Origin of the sequence: Methyloglobulus morosus KoM1 (genome assembly GCF_000496735.2) — a bacterium.
GTDB lineage: Bacteria > Pseudomonadota > Gammaproteobacteria > Methylococcales > Methylomonadaceae > Methyloglobulus > Methyloglobulus morosus.
In genome coordinates this window covers 1-18306 of record NZ_AYLO01000026.1, presented here as the reverse complement: position 1 = coordinate 18306, position 18306 = coordinate 1, and the positions used below count along the sequence as shown (strand labels likewise).

Here is an 18306-nt window from a genome sequence, read left to right as displayed (position 1 = left end):
GAAATTATGGTGAAATAGCTTTTGAAAATTTTAATAAATCACTCCTGCTTTCCCTGCTGACTCAACTAATCCGCCAATAGAAAAAGCAGTTTCGCCTACTCTTTCCAAATACCTAATCGCAGCATAAGCCTGTTCCGCCGGGACAACCACAATCATCCCCACGCCGCAGTTAAACGTCGTCAACATATCGGCTTGGGAGACGTTGCCTTGTTGTTGTAGCCATTGGAATATCGGCGGGAATTCCCAGGAAGACAGGTTAATCTGGGCAGCAATGCCTTCAGGCAATACCCTGGGCAGGTTCTCGGTGATTCCGCCGCCGGTGATGTGGGCTAAGGCGTGGACGGGTACTTGATCTAACAGGGATAACAGGGACTTAACGTAAATTCTGGTGGGTTCGAGCAGCGTTTTCCCTAACGTACTGCCTTCAAACGGATCGGACAATGCAGATTTACTGTGTTCCAAAATTTTGCGGATGAGGGAATAACCATTGGAATGCGGCCCCGACGATGCAATGCCGATCAGCTTATCCCCGGCCTTAACCTTGCTGCCGTCAATGATTTTACTCTTTTCGACGATGCCCACGCAAAATCCGGCCAGATCGTACTCGCCATCCGCATACATGCCGGGCATTTCAGCGGTTTCGCCGCCGACCAGCGCAGCCCCTGCCCGTTCACAGCCAGTGCCTATGCCTTCAATAACACTCGCTGCGGTGTCGACATCCAGCTTGCCAGTGGCAAAATAATCCAGGAAAAACAAGGGTTCTGCACCTTGCACGATGATGTCGTTGACACACATTGCGACCAAATCAATGCCCACGGTGTTATGGATGCCGGATTCTATCGCCAGTTTCAATTTGGTGCCCACGCCATCCGTACCGGATACCAGGATGGGGTTTTGGTAGCGGTCTAAGGGCAGTTCAAACATCGAGCCAAAACCGCCCAAACCCGCCAAAACACCCGCCGTACGCGTCCGTGCCGCAATCGGTTTAATGCGCTCAACCAGTGCGCTGCCGGCTTCAATATCGACCCCGGCACTCTTATAATTCAGGCTGTCTTGATTTTGTTCGCTCAATGGTAGTTCTCTTGCTAAAATTGCGTAGGCTGGTATTGTACAAGACAACATTAAAGAAAAAGAAAAATAATCAAACCGGTTTTGCCTTATCATTCAGGCAATTCAATCATTAGAAAAGCAACGCACGACGGAGGATGGATGATGAAACGAGATACCCTATTGAGAAGTTTAACGCTGATTGCCGTAGCCTTAGGGAGTGTTGAAGCGCTGGCCTACAGCGATGACAAAGAAAAAGAAATTTGCAGGCATCCTAAAGTCCAGGAATTTACCTTGCCCGAATACGGTGATGCCAATAAAAAAGAAGTGGCTCCCGAGGCTGAGTTCACTTTTGTGGTGTCGGGTTGGGCAAGTCCGAAAAAATTCAAACTGGACGGCAAGGGCATCGATATTCCTTTCGCTGTGCAAAGTACCGAGACATACCATAAAGTTAAGGCCAAGTTACCCGCCGCATTGACTGGTCATCTTGTGCGTATCAACGCGCGCATTCCAGCTGTGTTGGGTTGTTATTCGACAGTTGGTTGGTTGATTAAAGTTGCCGATAAAGCCGCACCGGTTGAAGCGCCTAAGCCAGCGGAAACAATTGCTCCGACAAGTAGTGCAACGGGAGCGGCATCAGCAGTCCAGAATGCCGCTAGATCGTCGTCAAATGCAACGCAAGCCCCGGAAAAAGTTGAGCCTGTACAAAATATTCAAGACGTGAAGTAATTGGCCCTTACGTAGAAATATTATTTTTAGTAAAGTCCAAGTAAGTCATTCCACAGAGAACAAAGAGCGGCGTCATTTCGACAGGTATTGGCGGCGTTCTTCTATATCCCCTGCCACTTCCTCCATCCTAGGATGGTCAACAGAAGCCAAGGATGGCATGACAAGTAACGTGATTTGAAATGCTGTAAATACCGACAGTATTAGTTTAGACCCTTAAGCCTTAAAATAGCGTTCCGTCTCTTCCTTGACGACCTTGGACAGCAATAACAGCCCGATAAGGTTTGGCAAGGCCATCATACCGTTCATCAGGTCGGAAATATTCCAGACCAATTCCAGGTTTAGCATCGCACCAACCACCACTGCCGCAATAAAAAATATTCGGTAAATGCGGATAGAGCGCGACCCTAACAGGTATTCAATTGCCTTTTCGCCATAATAATTCCAACCGATAAGCGTTGAATAAGCAAATAACGCGGTGGCTACGGCAACGATAATTTCGCCCGTAACGCCCAATGTTTCACCGAAGCTGGCGCTGGTGAGTTGGCCTGGGCTAATGCCTTGTGTCCACGGTGTTGCCGTCAGGATAACCAAGGCGGTCATCGTGCAGACGACCAGCGTATCAATAAACGTTTGGGTCATGCTCACCAGCGCTTGCCTGACCGGATCATAGGTACGCGCCGCTGCCGCTGCAATGGGTGCAGAACCTAGCCCAGACTCATTGGAAAACACGCCACGGGCGATCCCAAAACGCATGGCGGAAGCAATCGTCGCACCCGCAAAACCGCCCGACGCGGCAATGGGTGAAAACGCATGTTGAAAGATGAGCGCGAAAGCATCGGGGATCTCGGATATATTTAAGCCGAGTACTATTAGGGCCGATCCCACATAACCTACAATCATGAACGGCACCAGGAACGAGGTGAATTTGCCGATGGAGCGGATGCCGCCTAGGATAACCAATGCGGTCAGCACCATCAACACCACACCCGTGATCCAAGTGGGGATGTGGAAGATGGATTCGAATATTTTCGCGGTGGCATTGGCTTGGGTCATGTTGCCAATACCAAAGGTTGCCAGGGCAGTGAACACGGCGAACAACCAACCTAACCACGGCAACCCCGCACCCTTGCTGATATAGTACATGGGGCCGCCACGCATGCCGTGGTCGCCTTTTTCGCGGTATTTGACGGCAAGCACCGCTTCGGAATATTTCGTCACCATCCCAACCAATCCTGTCATCCACATCCAGAATACGGCACCCGGCCCGCCGAGCGAGATGGCCGTCGCCACACCGACAATATTGCCGATGCCCACCGTGGCGGCCAAGGCAGTCATCAGGGCGGCAAAATGGCTGATGTCGCCATCCTCACCGTGATCTTTATGGAAAATTATCCTGAAAGCCAAGGGCAAAGCACGAAATTGGAGGCCTTTCAGTAAGATCGTCAAATACAAACCGGTACCAACCAATAGGGTCAGCATGGGTGGTCCCCACACCCAACCGGATAAGGTCGAGATGAGGCTTTCAAAAGAGTTTCTCACAATTTTATGTTAGGTTGGGAACTGCGGCTCGGATGTTTTTGTGTTCAGTACAGGATCTTGTCTGCCTTTTGATTCCAAATGGCAAAAGGCTTTTGTGCGTCAGGCAAGTTGATATGGTGCATAGGAATACGCCGGTGTTGGGGCAACAGATTTATTTCATCATAGATAAAGCTGTCGTCAAAATTTGCGGCTGCGGCATCAAAACGGTTGCAGGCATAATATACCGTATCCAACCTAGCCCAGTAGATGGCCCCCAAACACATGGGACAAGGTTCGCAGCTCGTGTAAAGGACGCAACCCGTCAACCGGAAATTGTTTAGCTGCTTGCATGCCGACCTAATCGCCATAATCTCGGCATGTGCAGTTGGGTCGATGCGGCTAGTGACCTGATTGCCGCTGGCCGCAATCACACGGTTATCTTTGACTATGACTGCGCCATAAGGCCCGCCGTCTCCGCTATCGACATTGTCCTCCGCCAATTGCAATGCCTGTTGCAGAAAGGCTTCGTGCATTTACAAGCCCAAGGGATTGTTGGGGTCAACGTATTCCATAAACGGTAACCGTCGGTCTTGATTGGTGAGTTGATAGATTTTCCCTAACCAATTATTGAAGACCGCTTTTGCGGTATCGCGCCACGTATTATCGATATGTTCCAAGACTAGATGTTCCGGGAATTCGTCAAGTGGGTAGCCAGTTTGTTTGGCAAGCCTAACTTGTTGTTCGTAAGCCAAAAATACTTGCTGGACAGTGGGGTTGAAATAATTCTCGGGAAAGGGCGGGTAATCCCCCAATTCTCCGTGATAAAACCGCATCACTTCCCGCTTGTATTCTTTTAGCAGGCTGATGTCGTCGTATTCCGGGTGGCCTTGGAAGAACACGGTGCGGAAACCGTCTGGGCTGACAGCCAAATGGACTCCCGCTTCTTTGCTGGCAACCAACACTTTAAGGCCGTGCAGTTCCATGTCGCTTTGAAAGATTTCATTGAAACGGGAATGCGGTACATCAAAACGCGTATTGATTTCCGCTACTAATGGATGTTTCCGGTTGAAGGTTTTGTGTGCGTAAACCCCCCAGCGTTTTTTGCCTATTGGGGTGCGTTTTATGCCATAACTGTATTCGATCAAGGCATGGGTGGCAAGGCATGAGCAGAGCACAGAAGTCACGTGTTGTGTCGCCCACGAAAACACCTCAGTTAAGGGATGCCAAAAATCTTCCTCGGATAATTTTGCTCCGACGACATTGGCGCCGCTGATGATTAGTCCGTCCAGGCCATCCTGTTTGATCTGTTCAAACGATTCATAATACTTGTCGATATGGGCTTGAGTTTCAGCGCTCCGCGCCAAACCCTCAACGGTAAAAAGATGAACATGGAATTGCACGATTTGGTTACACGCACCCAACAGTCGGAGAAACTGTCGTTCCGTTGCTTCAAGCGCGGCATCGGGCATCATGTTAAGTAGGCCGATGTGCATTTCCCGAATGTCTTGATTGCTGGCGCGTATCGGGTCTAATATTTCTTCGCCTTCTTCCCGTAAGCGGTGGAAGGTCGGCAGGTCTGTGTGTGCAACTAAAGGCATGGTGTTCGGTCGGTAACCAACTAGTGGCTTAATGCTTTGGCAACTAGCCGGATGAAATCATCTTCGTTGCTGGCTTGGGCGGCCTCATTGGCATCAATCGTGTAACCGTATTGGTCGGCAATGGCTTGGTAACGCGGCAATCGTGATTTGAACAACTCCGGGAATATCCAGGTCACGAATTCGTCAGGTGGAATTTGGGTCGGTGTTGCATAGCTTTTTAATGCCATAAATTCTGCGAGCTTTTCTTCCAGGAAGGCCTCGCGATAATATAGCGGTTTGGGGTCGGACTTTGCGCGTTCGATAATGGTTTGCTCGAGCGTGGGCGGTATCTTGATGTAGATGATCAGCGTGTGCTGCGCCAAGGCATCTAATACGTCTTGGCTATCCAGTTCGCAGACGCTACCACCGGCGTCATTGATGAAGTGTTTGTAACCGTAGATATCTTCAGCTTTTTCTATGAACTCAGGCACATCTTTCATTGCCGCCACTTCGGCTTGGTGATGCAGTTTCTGTCGGCGCTTGAATTCTTGCAAGGACAAGCCATTTTGCTCAGGGTTGCCGAGCTTGCCGAGGAAACTGGATACCGGAGCGAGATTGTCCACCGTGAGCTTATTACTGATATGGATGGAGTCTGTCAACAACAGGTTACGCAGGAAAGGCACTTGCATCGCCTCGCGCTTGATGTTGTCGAGGATGGGTTCGTCCATGTATTTGGTGCCAATCCGATAATCACCGGAATAATGGAACCATTTGGATTTGGGCAACTTGTTTGCCAACGTGGTTTTGCCTGCGCCGGACATTGCCAACAAGGTAATCCGTTTGGACGGCCAATCCAAGAATTCCTTGGCACTCATTCGCATGATGTTTTCCTAATCAATCCAGATAATCTTCAATATCGACATCTTCAAGATTCGGCCTATGCTCATCGGTATCGGTATAGCCCAAGTCGTCTCCCTCGATCTCATCGAAAGGGGCACTCCAATCTTCCGGGTCTTCAATATAATCGAAGGTAGAGGCGTACCAGCTTTCGTGGTCGTACTCGCCTATGTCGCCATTCAGGTACTGGACTTCAATCGAATCGCTGTCATCTTCTATGTTGACGATCTTAAACTTCAGATTGTTTTCTAAATCTTTGTACCAACTACCGATGATGGGGTCTGCTATGGTTGTCATGATAAATACCTCAATATTTTAAAACAGGCCGTTGGGCCGGATATGAATACCATCGAGATTAATCGCCCGTTCTCTATAACGTAGTTTAAGAGATTTACAGGTAATCAATATCCCAAGCATATCCGCTTTGCCTGTTTTGCAAAGCTCATTCATGTTCTTGTCCGACATAGTTATAGAGGATGTGCCGCTTTCTTGCAAGAGTTTGCTGTGCTACGATGCCGGCTGTTTTAAATGTAGCGAGTGTGCACGGTATGCAGGAAATATTGATTGGCGGCCAAAATGGTATCAAGGTAAGCATGGATGCCGCAATGGGCAATCGGCACGGCATGATTTCCGGCGCTACCGGCACCGGCAAAACCATCACGTTACAGATTCTGGCCGAAGGGTTTTCAAGAATTGGCGTCCCAGTTTTCCTGGCGGACATTAAAGGCGACTTGTCCGGTATTACGACTGCAGGAAAGCCCAACGAAAAAATCGCTGAGCGGCTAAAGCAGATTGGTATTGGCGATTATGAACCGCATGGCTTACCTTCCGCTTTTTGGGACATTTTTGCCAAAACCGGGCATCCCGTCCGTACCACGATTTCAGGGATGGGGCCGTTGCTGCTCAGTAACCTGCTGGAACTGAATGATACGCAAACAGGCGTACTCTACAGTTGTTTCAAGATTGCCGACGACAACGGCCTCTTGTTATTGGATTTGAAAGACCTGCGTGCCTTGTTGACGTGGGTCGGTAATCAAGACAAAGCATTGCAGACGGAATACGGCAATATTGCCGCTGCGAGCTTGGGGGCGATCCAGCGGCAATTGTTGGTATTAGAGGAGCAAGGCGCGGAACATTTCTTTGGAGAACCCGCCATCCAGATTGAAGATTTTTGCAAAACGGATTTTTCCGGCAATGGCGTGATTAGCGTGCTTGATGCGACTGATCTGGTCAGCAAATCGCCGCGCTTGTATGCCACTTTCCTGTTGTGGCTGTTGTCAGAATTGTTTGAGAACATGCCCGAAGTCGGCGATGCGGATCGTCCAAAATTAGTCCTGTTCTTTGATGAAGCCCATCTTCTGTTCGACCAAGCGCCTAAGCCCTTGCTGGATAAAATCGAGCAAATCGTCCGCTTAATCCGTTCCAAAGGCGTGGGCGTTTACTTCATCAGCCAAAGTCCGCTCGACGTGCCGGAAGCGGTGCTGGGGCAATTAGGCCTAAAAATACAACATGCCTTACGCGCTTATACACCCAAAGACCAGCAGGTCGTCAAAAGCGTTGCAGGGACATTCCGTGCTAACCCCAACATGAATACCGAAACCGTCATACAGGAATTAAAAACCGGTGAAGCCTTAGTGTCCGTATTGAACAAAGACGGTAGCCCCGCGCAAGTCGAACGCATCCTAATACGTCCGCCAGAATCCCAAATTGGGCCAATAAGCGAAGAACTTCGGGCAGAGACCCTCAAGCGCTCACCTTTTCATGGCCGCTATGACGTAGAGATTGACCGCGAATCGGCATACGAAATGCTCAAGAAAAAAACCGAGCAAAAACAGCAAGAAAAGTTGGAAGAGCAAGAGGCCAAGCAAGAAAAAAAAGCGGCAGTAGGGGGCGGACGTCAACGCCAAACCGTCACAGAAGCGTTTATCAAGAGTGCGGCGCGCAGTATAGGCACGACAGTAGGTCACCAAATTATACGCGGTATTATGGGATCTTTGATGGGTAAGCGTTAATGGGTTTAGGGTTTGTATCAAAGACAGGCCGTCGCTTTGATAGTAAGCTTAAAATCCAGTCGAAAAATAGTTGCATCATTCGCAAAAAAAATTAAAATTATGCGCGGTTGAGTTAGAGGATAAAGCAATATTTCCTTACCTTGGCTATCGGCAATAGGGTTTAGACACATTGCCTTTCAATAGACATGAAATTTGTTAGCGTCCGTGTTGATGCCTTTTTAGGTTGAAGCCTCTAAACTAATAAAATTAATGCAGGCCTATCCCAAATACAGGTATTACTCGGATATCCATTAATGTGATAGGGGTAACTATGAAAAAATAAAACTAATATCCGCAAGTTCTTTATTGTTTTTGGGCATGAATGCTTTTGCCAACCCGCATTATGATGAAGCACTTAAACATGCAACAGCCGCTGCCCAAGCAGGTGATTCGACCAAGATAATCGAACACACCCTTCCTGCTTTGGAGCATACGATGGCCGGTGCGTTGACAGCCAAAGGGCTAACAAGGACGCATGCGCAGGAAGCGACAAAAGCATTAGAAACTGCGCTTGACTTAGCTAAAAACAAAAAGGCTGAAGATGCCTCGGCATCAGTAAAATCAGCAGTGGAACACCTAAAAGTCGCGAATAAGAAGTAATAGAATCAAAAAAACGGGCGGTAAAACGCCCGTTTTTTTACGGGTAACGATGCCCCGCAGAGGCTTATCACAGCGAATCAAATATTGTCCTCCCTTTTCGATAAACTCCAACCGCTTATCAAATTTGCTTAACGGAGTGGATGTCCGTTCAATAAGAAAATCCAATTAGCCTTTGATAATTTCTTATTTTCCAGGGAACAAAGTAGTATTACTTAAGTCACACTTGTAGCAATGCGAGCCTTATGCGTTGCTTATTCAATGTTTATGAGAATCGTAACGCCCGTGTTGGTGCCAATGTGAAAATTTAAGTACTCTACGGTACAACTGAGCCGATACTTAAACTGTCGACAACGCGGAAATTCATCAATTGTAAGGGGGTAATTATGAAAAAGTTAACAACCGTATACGCAAGTGCTTTATTGTTGCTAAGTTTGAGTGTTTTTGCCGAACCGCATCTTGATCAGGCAATTGAACATGCCACTGCGGCAGTTGAGCATGGCAAAGCGGGTCATGCTTCGGTGTTAGTGGAGCATGCGGTACCTGCGTTAGAACATGCAATGGCGGGTGCTTTAGTTGCTAAGGGTACTGCAAAATCGCATACCGATAACGCGGTGACCGATTTGGAAGAAGCTATTAAGCACGGGAAAATGGATCATGCCGACATCGCCACAACCTATGCAGAGACTGCTTTGGAACATCTAAAAGCGGCAGATAAGTAAATACCACGTATCAATCAAGTATCAACGATGAAAAAAACGGGCACAAATGGTGCCCGTTTTTTTCTTTAGCATGGCGCTTCCCTAATACCTCTCATTCAATCCCGTTTTCTTTGCTGTTATGCACCCTTACTGGTGTGATAATATCCGGCAAAACGTCAAGAAGACCCACAAGGAGAATTTGGGAGATGAATGAAACTTCGATTAAAACAACATCAGAAACAGACCTTTTTTCCTCGGATTTTTTGCTGGGTAGTGTCGGGGCGCCTTTTCTCATCGGTGCAGCGGTGGGTTATTTTGCCAAAAAAATGCTCAAGGTCGCCCTGTTTATCGGGGGGGCAGCCATAGTATTGATGTTTGTCGGTGAGTATTACCATGTTATCGATATCAGCGATGCCCAGTTGCAAAGTGCCGCTAATACCGTAGCAGAAAGCGCAAAAGAGTCGGGTGGATTTCTGGTCGATAGGCTAACCCGAATCACCAGCAAAGGCGTTAGTGCTGTCGGTGGTTTTTTTGTGGGATTTAAGTTTGGTTAAGCAAGTATCCTGCTTGTTAATTATCGAGATTTTTTCTCGATAATTAAAGCCATAAAGTTTAATCGTTAGCGTTATCGCATTTTCGATGGCACTTTTTCTTCGCGTTAGTCTTGTTTTGCCCATTTTTATTCGATTAAGGCACTTAAAGCCAAGAAAGGATGGCGTTACTGCTGCAAGCATAATTTACTTTTGTTTAATTGATCTTGTGGTCGCTTGAAAACTAACCCTCATTCCCCCATGTTAGTAGTAACTTAATCATCTGCTCTTGAGGTAAACCATGCGAATGGACAAATTGACCAGCAAATTCCAGGCGGCATTGGCTGACGCGCAAAGTCTTGCGCTGGGTAAAGACCACCAGTTTATTGAACCTGTGCACCTGATGCTGTCTCTTCTTGACCAGGAAGGCGGCAGCATCAAGCCCTTGCTGTCGCAAATCGGTATGAATGTCCCCGTTTTCCGTAGCGAACTGACTAAAGAGCTGGCCCGAATTGCAACCGTTACAGGTTCAGGCGGTGACGTGCAATTTTCAAATAGCTCAATGCGATTGCTTAACCTGACCGATAAGCTGGCTCAGAAACGTAACGACCAATTCATTTCTAGTGAACTATTCCTACTGGCTGCGCTTGAGGAAAAAGGGACCCTGCAAGACTTGTTCAAGAAACACGGAATCACCAAACAAGCCGTAGAGCAAGTGATTGATGCCATGCGCGGTGGCCAGGCAGTGGATGATCCTAATGCAGAAGACCAACGTCAGGCACTCAAAAAATATACGGTCAATCTAACCGAACGCGCCGAAGCCGGCAAGCTCGATCCCGTCATTGGACGTGACGATGAAATTCGACGTACGATCCAAGTCTTGCAACGCCGCACTAAAAATAATCCGGTGTTAATCGGTGAACCGGGTGTGGGTAAAACCGCCATCGTTGAAGGTCTCGCGCAACGCATCGTTAACGGCGAAGTACCGGAAGGCATGAAACACAAGCAAGTGTTGGCCTTGGATATGGCGGCCTTAATTGCGGGGGCGAAATTCCGTGGCGAGTTTGAAGAACGCCTGAAAGCGGTTTTGAATGATCTGGCCAAGCAGGAAGGCCAAGTCATCCTGTTTATCGACGAATTACATACCATGGTTGGCGCGGGCAAGGCCGAAGGCGCGATGGACGCAGGTAACATGCTCAAACCGGCATTGGCGCGAGGGGAATTGCATTGCGTTGGCGCGACCACGCTGGATGAATACCGCAAATACGTGGAAAAAGATGCCGCGTTGGAACGCCGTTTCCAGAAAGTCCTGGTCGATCAACCCTCAGTGGAAGACACCATCGCCATCCTGCGTGGCTTGAAGGAAAAATACGAAGTGCATCATGATGTAGTCATTACCGATCCTGCGTTGGTGGCGGCTGCCACCTTATCTTACCGCTATATTGCCGACCGCCAATTGCCGGATAAGGCCATCGACTTAATCGACGAAGCGGCTAGCCGTATCCGTATGGAAATGGATTCAAAACCGGAGGAAATGGATAAACTAGACAGGCGATTGACCCAACTCAAAATTGAACAAGTCGCGCTGAAAAAGGAAAGGGACAGTGCTTCAAAAAAGCGACTTGAAATCTTAGAAGAAGAAATTACCGACCTGCAAAAAGAATATTCGGATATGGAAGAAATCTGGAAAGCTGAAAAAGCATCCTTACAAGACTCAGCATCCATCATGAAAAAACTAGATCACGCAAGGACTGAATACGATACAGCAAAACGTACAAACGATTTAGATCGGATGTCAGAGTTGCAGTATGGGATTATTCCTGCCCTGGAAAAACAGTTGCAAAGCGCAGATTCCGGTGAAGTACAGAAAATGACGTTACTGCGTAACAAAGTCACCGAGGAAGAGATTGCCGAGGTCGTCTCCAAATGGACAGGCATCCCTGTCTCCAAAATGCTGGAAGGCGAGCGGGAAAAACTGTTGCATATGGAAGAAGCGCTTAGCAAAAGGGTTGTCGGCCAGGATGAAGCATTAAAAGCCGTCAGCAATGCCATCCGCCGCTCACGGGCCGGCTTGTCCGACCCCAATCGTCCCAATGGCTCGTTCCTGTTCCTGGGGCCGACCGGGGTCGGCAAAACCGAGTTGTGCAAAACGCTGGCGGAATTCTTGTTCGATACGCCTGATGCAATGGTGCGTATCGACATGTCGGAATTCATGGAAAAGCATTCCGTTGCCCGCTTGATTGGTGCGCCTCCCGGTTATGTCGGGTATGAAGAGGGCGGCTACCTGACCGAGTTGGTCAGGCGTAAGCCTTATTCCGTCATCTTGATGGACGAGATAGAAAAGGCGCATCCCGATGTCTTCAACATTTTGTTGCAGGTGTTGGACGATGGGCGACTGACAGACGGGCAAGGCCGCACGGTGGATTTCAGGAATACCGTGGTGGTGATGACCTCAAACCTGGGTTCTGACGTGATTCAGGAATTGTCGGGAGAGGCTAATTATCAAGCCATGAAAGCAGCAGTGATGGAAATAGTCGGCACGAAATTCCGGCCTGAGTTTATCAACCGGATTGATGAATCGGTGGTTTTCCATCCGTTGGGTCGTGAGCAGATTCGGGCGATTTCCAGCATCCAGATCGAGCAGTTGCGCAAACGCCTGTTAGACCGCGAGATCAACCTGGAACTAAGCGAACCGGCATTGGATTTACTGGGCGACGCTGGATTCGATCCCGTCTACGGTGCAAGGCCGATGAAACGGGCCATCCAGCAACAACTGGAAAATCCGTTAGCGCAGGAAATCCTGGCGGGAAATTTCCAGGCTGGCGACGTCATTAAGGTGACGGTTGAAAACGACATATTGAAATTTGATAAAAATTAAATCTTAACATTTCTGGATAGGGACGACAGTCCCTGTTCAGGGCAAGGAGCTATGTCAGTAGGGTTAATCGGTGTTATCTTATTTGTTTTTAATTAAAAAAGATGCTTTTGATGAAACATAAATCGGCTTCCCGTTTTTAAGTGGGAAGCCGATAAACTTGTTCCGGCGGGGTATTCAACCACGCCTATTACCGCCTAACTAAGATAACCGCTCTTTACCAAATTTGGCCAAAACGGGGAAATATCTAGCTTGAGCCAATAAAGAATTCCGCTTTCAATTTATCATTGAGAAAGAATCCTTAATATTTCGCGCTGTCGGCCTCATAAACCAAGCCTTTTTCTTTAGCCTGATTGCGGATTGCGCCATATAACTTGGCATCCAGCGAATCCTTTTTGCCGCCTTCGGCAACGACTTTCTGCCGCAGGTAATCATTACGTTGCTCAGCCAGTTGTTTGATCTCCGATTCCAGTTCGCTCCGCTCTTTTTTGGTTTTGCCGACAAATTCTTCTTGGGCGGCAGGCGACATCACTTGCAGGCTTTCCGGCAATGATTTTTTCGGAAGGCTGGACAATTTTACCTTGCCGCTGGCGATGGCATCCACCAGTTCATTTTCGCCGAGTAAGTTGGCTTTACCGCTTGCAGAAGCGTTAAAGGTTGCGCGGCGGGCTTGCGATTCGGCGCTGGCTTCTTTATGCAGTTTATCGGTCGCCGCCATTTTGCTTGCCTGTTTTGCCTTGTCTTCAGCATTTCCGTAGAACAGCCGGGTCTTGTCCAACTTATTGGATAATTCCGCCAGTTTTTTATCGTACGGCGTGGCAATGGCGACGGCATTTCCGGATTGCCCGACCTGAAAGTAATTGCCTAGCCCCAAACTGGCGACATGTTGCCAATCGACGGTTGTGCTGCTGTCCTGTCCGCACTGGATAGCATTGACGATAATGCCTTTTTGTTTGGCAAGGGCTACCGTGACCGGATATTTGACATCATCCTGGTAATCCATGTGCGGCGGCGCATCGCCGACCAGAAAGATGACTTTGTAGGTATTGGGGTTTGGGTTCCAGCTTATGTTATTCACGGCATCGTGCAAGGCCTGATTAACGCTTTCGGGCCCGTCGCCGCCGCCGGCTGCCTGGAAATCCATCAATTTCGCGTACATGGAATCCAGGTCATTGGACAAAGGGATGGTCTGTGTCACGTAAGCGTCGCCGCGATCCCGGTAGGCAACCAATCCCATCTTGATGTCCGGAGCGGTTTGCGCCGAGGCCATCGTGCTGGCGATCGACCAAATTTTTTCTTTGGCCGCCGCGATTAATCCGCCCATACTGCCGGTAGTGTCGAGCACAAAGACGACCTCTATCTGCGGGCGTTGATTGGCGACTATGGGCGGCAGGGTAACGGGATTAACGGCTGTCGGTGGCACTTTGATCATTGTTGCCGCTGTGGCGAAAGACTGTTGGATTGCCGGAAAATAAGCGACAGTTGCCGCAGTCGCAACAAATATTCCAATGGCTAAGGGTTTCGTTTTCATACAGGTTTCTCCTAATTAATGGTTGAAAGTTTGCGCACGGCGGCTTCCGCTGCTTGGTAGGCGCGTTTAAAGTCGGTTTCGCTCTTGCTTGCTATTTCAGGATTCGGGTGTTTGGTGCCTGTTGGGATATAAATAAACAACGCCTGCAGCAGAAAAAAACACCAGAAGGCCAAAAACAAGCTGCCAGTGTGATGCAAAGCCCAGAATGCGGATGCAACACTTAAGGCGGCTAAACCCAGGTCGGCTAGGCAAGCCAACAAACTGCGGTAAAAATACAGGCAGCGAATTAGCCAGACGGCTAGGACGTGAAAAATTAAAAACAGGGAAAGCGGCGGGTAAAAGAACCAAAGCGCCCCTATCAGCATGAGCCATGAGAGCGTTGCAATGATTCGTCCAGTTCGTTCCCTGCTGCGGCTAAACAAATAAAACAGATAAACAAAAGCCAATCCGCTGATTAACATCCGTAGGGTGAAGTCGTCGGAACAAAAGAAAGTTAAGGCAAAAAATCCGATGTTGCCGAAAACGCTGGCTAGCAATGCAATAACAACGCCTTCCCAAAATGTGACTGTTTTCATGGCTGGCCCCATTGTTGTTTTTCATAGAGGAAGGCGACTTCCACGTCTTCATCCCGAACGGCAACAGGTGGAATATCCCAATGGGTTGGGCCAATTCGATTTTCATCTAAGAAGGCCTCCGCTTTTTGCTTCATGCCTGTCAACTGGGCTTTATGTTCGGTAAGCTGTAGGGTTAAACGGGATGTTTTTTCCTCTAAAGCGGCGATCTTTTCAGACAACAGTTGTTTCGCCTGTTGTGTTTCCAATTTCCGTTTAACCAATGACCGCGCCAAATCGTCCTTATTAGACGCAAAGCAGAGTGGTAACTGCCCTTCCATGTCAGATAAGGACGCTGCCAGTCGATCATGCTTGCTGGCGAGTTGTTGCTGTTCATATTCCCAACACCGGATTTGCCGGTCATCGCTTGTAATGGATTCTTCCATCTCCCGGATAGCTTGCTTGAGCAGTAGTCCAGGTTCTTCTATCTTGTCCAGGACGGCATGCATATCGGCCTGGAATAGCCTTGAAAGCCTTGCGATTAATGTCATCTTGTTGCCTCTCTTTGGTCGGTGATTGTTGGGCCACAGTCTATGGCTTAGGCGAAACAATCAGTAGGCACGGCTTGGTAAAACTTATCGGCGCAGTTTTTACAAAAAATTTACATTTTAAAAACAGGAAATTGTCACCTTCTTGCTAAACTGATTGAGTCTATTAAGTTTGTTATTTGCCATGTCCCGTAAATTACGCCTCCTGATTATTGAAGATGAAGCTGCCATCCGTACCGGATTGATTGACGTGTTCGTCTATCACGGTTACGAGGTCGATTTTTCTGGTCATGGTGTGGAAGGATTGAACAAGGCATTAACCGGAAAATTCGACTTGATTCTGCTGGATGTGATGCTACCCGGCATGAACGGGTTTGAGGTTTGCAACCGGATCAGGGAAAAGAGCCGCGATCAGGCCATCATCATGCTGACGGCAAAAAGCAACGATGAGGACATTATTGAAGGCTTGTCGTTGGGCGCAGATGATTATGTTGCCAAGCCGTTTTCGGTGGCGCAACTGGTGCTTAGGGTGCAGGCCGTCCTACGGCGAACCCGTAACGGTTTGAGCCAAGATAAAACCCTCTTGCTGGGGGATGACTTATCCATTGATTGCCAAAACCTGGCCGGACGGCGCAGGGATGAAAACTTATCTTTTACACGGCGTGAAATCGAAATCCTGCAATATTTACAAAGCCACTCGAATCGCCCTGTCCCGCGTGAAGAATTGTTAAGCAAAGTGTGGGGTTACGCCAATCATCTGGATATCGAAACCCGCACCGTCGACATCCATATTGCCAAACTGCGGCGCAAGATTGAAGCAGTCCCCGCTGAACCGCAATTCCTGATTACGGTACGCGGCGCAGGATACCGGCTGATCGGTCAAGTACAATGAAACGCAATCATCTAAAAGGGCTGGATAAAGCCAAACTGCGCGGTTGGTTGCTGCTGTTTTTCCTATGCTTGGCGATACCCACTACAGTATTGATCCAGCAATCCTACAGTCGCTTGAAATGGGAAACATTTCATCAACATCAGGTCATGGCGGACGAATTGACCAACCGCATCAACAATCAATTCATCAGGCAGATTAATACCGAAGAGCAACGCCCGTTTACGGATTACGCCTTTTTGAACGTAGCGGGTGCGCCGTCTGCCAATTTTTTACAACGTTCACCGCTTTCCCGGTTTCCGGTGCAATCCGAAATTCCTGGTTTAATCGGCTATTTCCAGGTAGATGCGGCAGGTAAGCTGTTAACGCCTTTTGTCCCCAATGACATCGAAAAGGCAGGAAGTTACGGCATAACCGAAAAAGAATTGGTAGCCAGGATCGAGTTACAGGATCGGATAAACCAGATACTTAGCGAGAACCGTTTAGTCAAGAATCAAGCCGCTATGACGGGGAAGAAGGATCAGGACGGACACGGTAATGCGCTTAACAGGCCGGATAGGCGTTTAGCTGAAAGCGAACAGGATGTAACTTTACCGGATCGTAGCGTTATTAGCGGCAAGCTTGAAAAACCCGTCGCATCCCCTGCCAGCGAAGGTCAAGCCGTTTTTGATGAACTTAAAAAAGCAGTGCCGGAGAAAGGCCTACAAGAGAATAAATTGGGTCGATTAAAGGATATAGGGTTAAGGCAAACATTCCAAGTTGAAGCCTCCAAACCGAAGTCGGCGGAAGTAAAGGGAAGGGCCGTCGACAAGGCACAAAAAAAAGCGCGAACCGAACAAAACCTATTGCCCGAGGCTATTGAAAAGGACAAACGATCAATCGGTTATGAAGTAGGGGAAAGTCGCCTTTCCGCAGCTTCCGCAATTCAGCCAAATGTAAAACCTATACGTATCCGCACGTTTGAAAGTGCCATCGATCCTTTTGAGTTCAGTCAACTCGATAGCGGCCAATTTGTCCTGTTCCGTAAAGTGTGGCTAAACGACCAACGCTATATCCAAGGGCTATTAATTGAAAAGGAAGCTTTTTTGCAGGGCACTATCAATTCTGCTTTTCAAGAAACCGCGCTTTCGCCGATGAGTGATTTGCTCGTAGTTTTTCAAGGCAATGTGCTGTCCGCATTTTCTGGCAGGAGTCCACGCGGCGTTTTATCCAGCACCAGCGAGTTAAAGGGCGAGTTGCTTTTTCAAGCGCAATTATCCGATCCGTTGAACGAGTTGCAACTTGTTTTCAGCGTCACCCAGCTTCCTGTCGGGGTTGGAGGCTGGGTGATTATTTGGCTGACTATCGTACTGGTAATCGTGTTTTTGGCGGGATTTTATTTTATGTATCGATTGGGTGTCGGCCAGATCAACTTGATCAACCAACAACAGGATTTTGTTTCCGCCGTTAGCCATGAGTTGAAGACCCCCCTCACTTCAATCCGCATGTACGGCGAGATGCTGCAAGCAGGCTGGGTCGATGAAAGCAAGCTTAAATCTTATTACGACTTTATCCTGGATGAAAGCGAACGCCTGACCCGCTTAATCAATAATGTGTTGCAGCTTGCCAAAATGACCCGTAATTCAATCCAACCCGAATTAAAAAGCGTGACAGTTGCCGAATTGATGGACGGTATTCGGTCAAAAGTTTCAACTCAAATCGAACGTGCGGGGTTTGAATTAAAGTTGTCATTCGATCAAAAGGCGGAACAAGCCATAATCAAAGTCAATCCCGACTGGCTTATCCAGATAATCATTAACTTGGTGGATAACGCAATCAAGTTCTCCGTAAAGGCGGATAAGAAAGTGCTGGAGTTAAGCTGCCACTTATTGGGTAGCCGTCACATCCAATTTAAAGTCCGTGATTACGGCCCCGGTATTGCCAAAGGCCAGATAAAGAAAATTTTTAAACTGTTTTACCGTAGCGAAAACGAGCTTACCCGTGAAACGGTGGGTACAGGTATAGGGTTAGCGCTGGCCCATCAGATGACGATGAATATGAAAGGCAAAATTGATGTGATTAACGCCAATCCGGGAGCTGAGTTTAGGATTGTTTTCCCGGTAGATAAATTTTCCGATAAGGGCTAATTGGCATTCCCAGTATTTTTTCGAGAGGCCGTATTATAGATTCGGCCTTTTAATGCCTGAACCGTTCGTGCTGAGCCCTTCGACTAAGCTCAGGAGAGCCTTGTCGAAGCACATACCGCCTTTCGACAGGCGAACGAAA

Annotated in this window: 17 protein-coding genes; 8 read left to right on the top strand and 9 right to left on the bottom strand. The window is 48.2% G+C overall.

Features of this window, described 5'->3' with window-relative positions:
- Positions 1 to 30 precede the first annotated feature (30 nt).
- Positions 31 to 1071, bottom strand: a complete 1041-nt coding sequence (purM, locus tag MGMO_RS03860) for a phosphoribosylformylglycinamidine cyclo-ligase (protein WP_036306773.1) — start codon at positions 1069 to 1071, stop codon at positions 31 to 33.
- A gap of 138 nt (positions 1072 to 1209) precedes the next feature.
- Between purM and MGMO_RS03855 the strand changes: the two genes are divergently transcribed.
- Positions 1210 to 1776 carry a hypothetical protein gene (locus tag MGMO_RS03855; RefSeq protein WP_152976288.1) on the top strand — a complete coding sequence of 189 codons (567 nt, stop codon included), beginning with the start codon at positions 1210 to 1212 and terminating at the stop codon, positions 1774 to 1776.
- Positions 1777 to 1989: 213 nt separating this feature from the next.
- Here the strand turns inward: MGMO_RS03855 and MGMO_RS03850 are convergent, their stop codons facing one another.
- The 5 genes from MGMO_RS03850 to MGMO_RS03830 form a co-directional block, all read right to left on the bottom strand.
- Positions 1990 to 3255: an alanine/glycine:cation symporter family protein gene (locus tag MGMO_RS03850; protein ID WP_023493716.1), complete on the bottom strand. Its 1266-nt coding sequence runs from the start codon at positions 3253 to 3255 to the stop codon at positions 1990 to 1992.
- A gap of 104 nt (positions 3256 to 3359) precedes the next feature.
- Positions 3360 to 3827, bottom strand: coding sequence for a nucleoside deaminase (locus tag MGMO_RS03845; protein WP_023493715.1), 468 nt, complete (start codon positions 3825 to 3827; stop codon positions 3360 to 3362).
- A complete protein-coding gene (gene metA, locus MGMO_RS03840) occupies positions 3828 to 4892 on the bottom strand; it encodes a homoserine O-succinyltransferase MetA (RefSeq protein WP_023493714.1) in 1065 nt (354 codons plus the stop codon).
- Between the two features lie 20 nt (positions 4893 to 4912).
- Positions 4913 to 5752: a nucleoside/nucleotide kinase family protein gene (locus MGMO_RS03835; RefSeq protein ID WP_023493713.1), complete on the bottom strand. Its 840-nt coding sequence runs from the start codon at positions 5750 to 5752 to the stop codon at positions 4913 to 4915.
- A 13-nt stretch (positions 5753 to 5765) separates the two neighbouring features.
- Positions 5766 to 6065: a DUF6763 family protein gene (locus MGMO_RS03830; RefSeq protein ID WP_023493712.1), complete on the bottom strand. Its 300-nt coding sequence runs from the start codon at positions 6063 to 6065 to the stop codon at positions 5766 to 5768.
- Between the two features lie 215 nt (positions 6066 to 6280).
- On the opposite strand from MGMO_RS03830, the gene MGMO_RS03825 reads away from it, so the two are divergent.
- From MGMO_RS03825 to clpB, 5 genes are all read left to right on the top strand, one after another.
- Positions 6281 to 7780, top strand: a complete 1500-nt coding sequence (locus tag MGMO_RS03825; RefSeq protein ID WP_407656493.1) for a helicase HerA-like domain-containing protein — start codon at positions 6281 to 6283, stop codon at positions 7778 to 7780.
- 318 nt (positions 7781 to 8098) lie between these two features.
- A complete protein-coding gene (gene smbP / locus MGMO_RS03820; protein ID WP_321163108.1) occupies positions 8099 to 8419 on the top strand; it encodes a small metal-binding protein SmbP in 321 nt (106 codons plus the stop codon).
- Between the two features lie 383 nt (positions 8420 to 8802).
- Complete coding sequence (gene smbP / locus MGMO_RS03815) at positions 8803 to 9138, top strand: small metal-binding protein SmbP (RefSeq protein ID WP_023493708.1); 336 nt, start codon at positions 8803 to 8805, stop codon at positions 9136 to 9138.
- A gap of 185 nt (positions 9139 to 9323) precedes the next feature.
- A complete protein-coding gene (locus MGMO_RS03810) occupies positions 9324 to 9671 on the top strand; it encodes an FUN14 domain-containing protein (protein WP_023493707.1) in 348 nt (115 codons plus the stop codon).
- Positions 9672 to 9948: 277 nt separating this feature from the next.
- On the top strand, positions 9949 to 12525 hold the full coding sequence (gene clpB / locus MGMO_RS03805; RefSeq protein ID WP_023493706.1) for an ATP-dependent chaperone ClpB: 2577 nt from the start codon (positions 9949 to 9951) through the stop codon (positions 12523 to 12525).
- 298 nt (positions 12526 to 12823) lie between these two features.
- Here the strand turns inward: clpB and MGMO_RS03800 are convergent, their stop codons facing one another.
- From MGMO_RS03800 to MGMO_RS03790, 3 genes are read right to left on the bottom strand one after another with little or no spacing between them, the layout of a single operon-like run.
- Positions 12824 to 14053: a vWA domain-containing protein gene (locus MGMO_RS03800; protein ID WP_023493705.1), complete on the bottom strand. Its 1230-nt coding sequence runs from the start codon at positions 14051 to 14053 to the stop codon at positions 12824 to 12826.
- A gap of 11 nt (positions 14054 to 14064) precedes the next feature.
- Entirely contained in the window at positions 14065 to 14628 is a 564-nt protein-coding gene (locus tag MGMO_RS03795) for a hypothetical protein (protein WP_023493704.1), read from the bottom strand.
- Positions 14625 to 15155, bottom strand: a complete 531-nt coding sequence (locus tag MGMO_RS03790; RefSeq protein ID WP_023493703.1) for a PspA/IM30 family protein — start codon at positions 15153 to 15155, stop codon at positions 14625 to 14627. Before MGMO_RS03790 ends, MGMO_RS03795 begins: the two co-directional genes overlap by 4 nt.
- A gap of 181 nt (positions 15156 to 15336) precedes the next feature.
- Here MGMO_RS03790 and MGMO_RS03785 point away from each other — a divergent pair, with 181 nt between their 5' ends.
- Together MGMO_RS03785 and MGMO_RS03780 are read left to right on the top strand one after the other, a co-directional pair.
- The gene (locus tag MGMO_RS03785; RefSeq protein WP_023493702.1) at positions 15337 to 16044 is read left to right on the top strand and encodes a response regulator transcription factor; all 708 of its coding nucleotides are present in this window, start codon (positions 15337 to 15339) and stop codon (positions 16042 to 16044) included.
- Positions 16041 to 18167 carry a sensor histidine kinase gene (locus tag MGMO_RS03780; RefSeq protein WP_023493701.1) on the top strand — a complete coding sequence of 709 codons (2127 nt, stop codon included), beginning with the start codon at positions 16041 to 16043 and terminating at the stop codon, positions 18165 to 18167. The genes MGMO_RS03785 and MGMO_RS03780 overlap by 4 nt, the downstream gene beginning before the upstream one ends.
- The last annotated feature ends 139 nt before the right edge of the window (positions 18168 to 18306 follow it).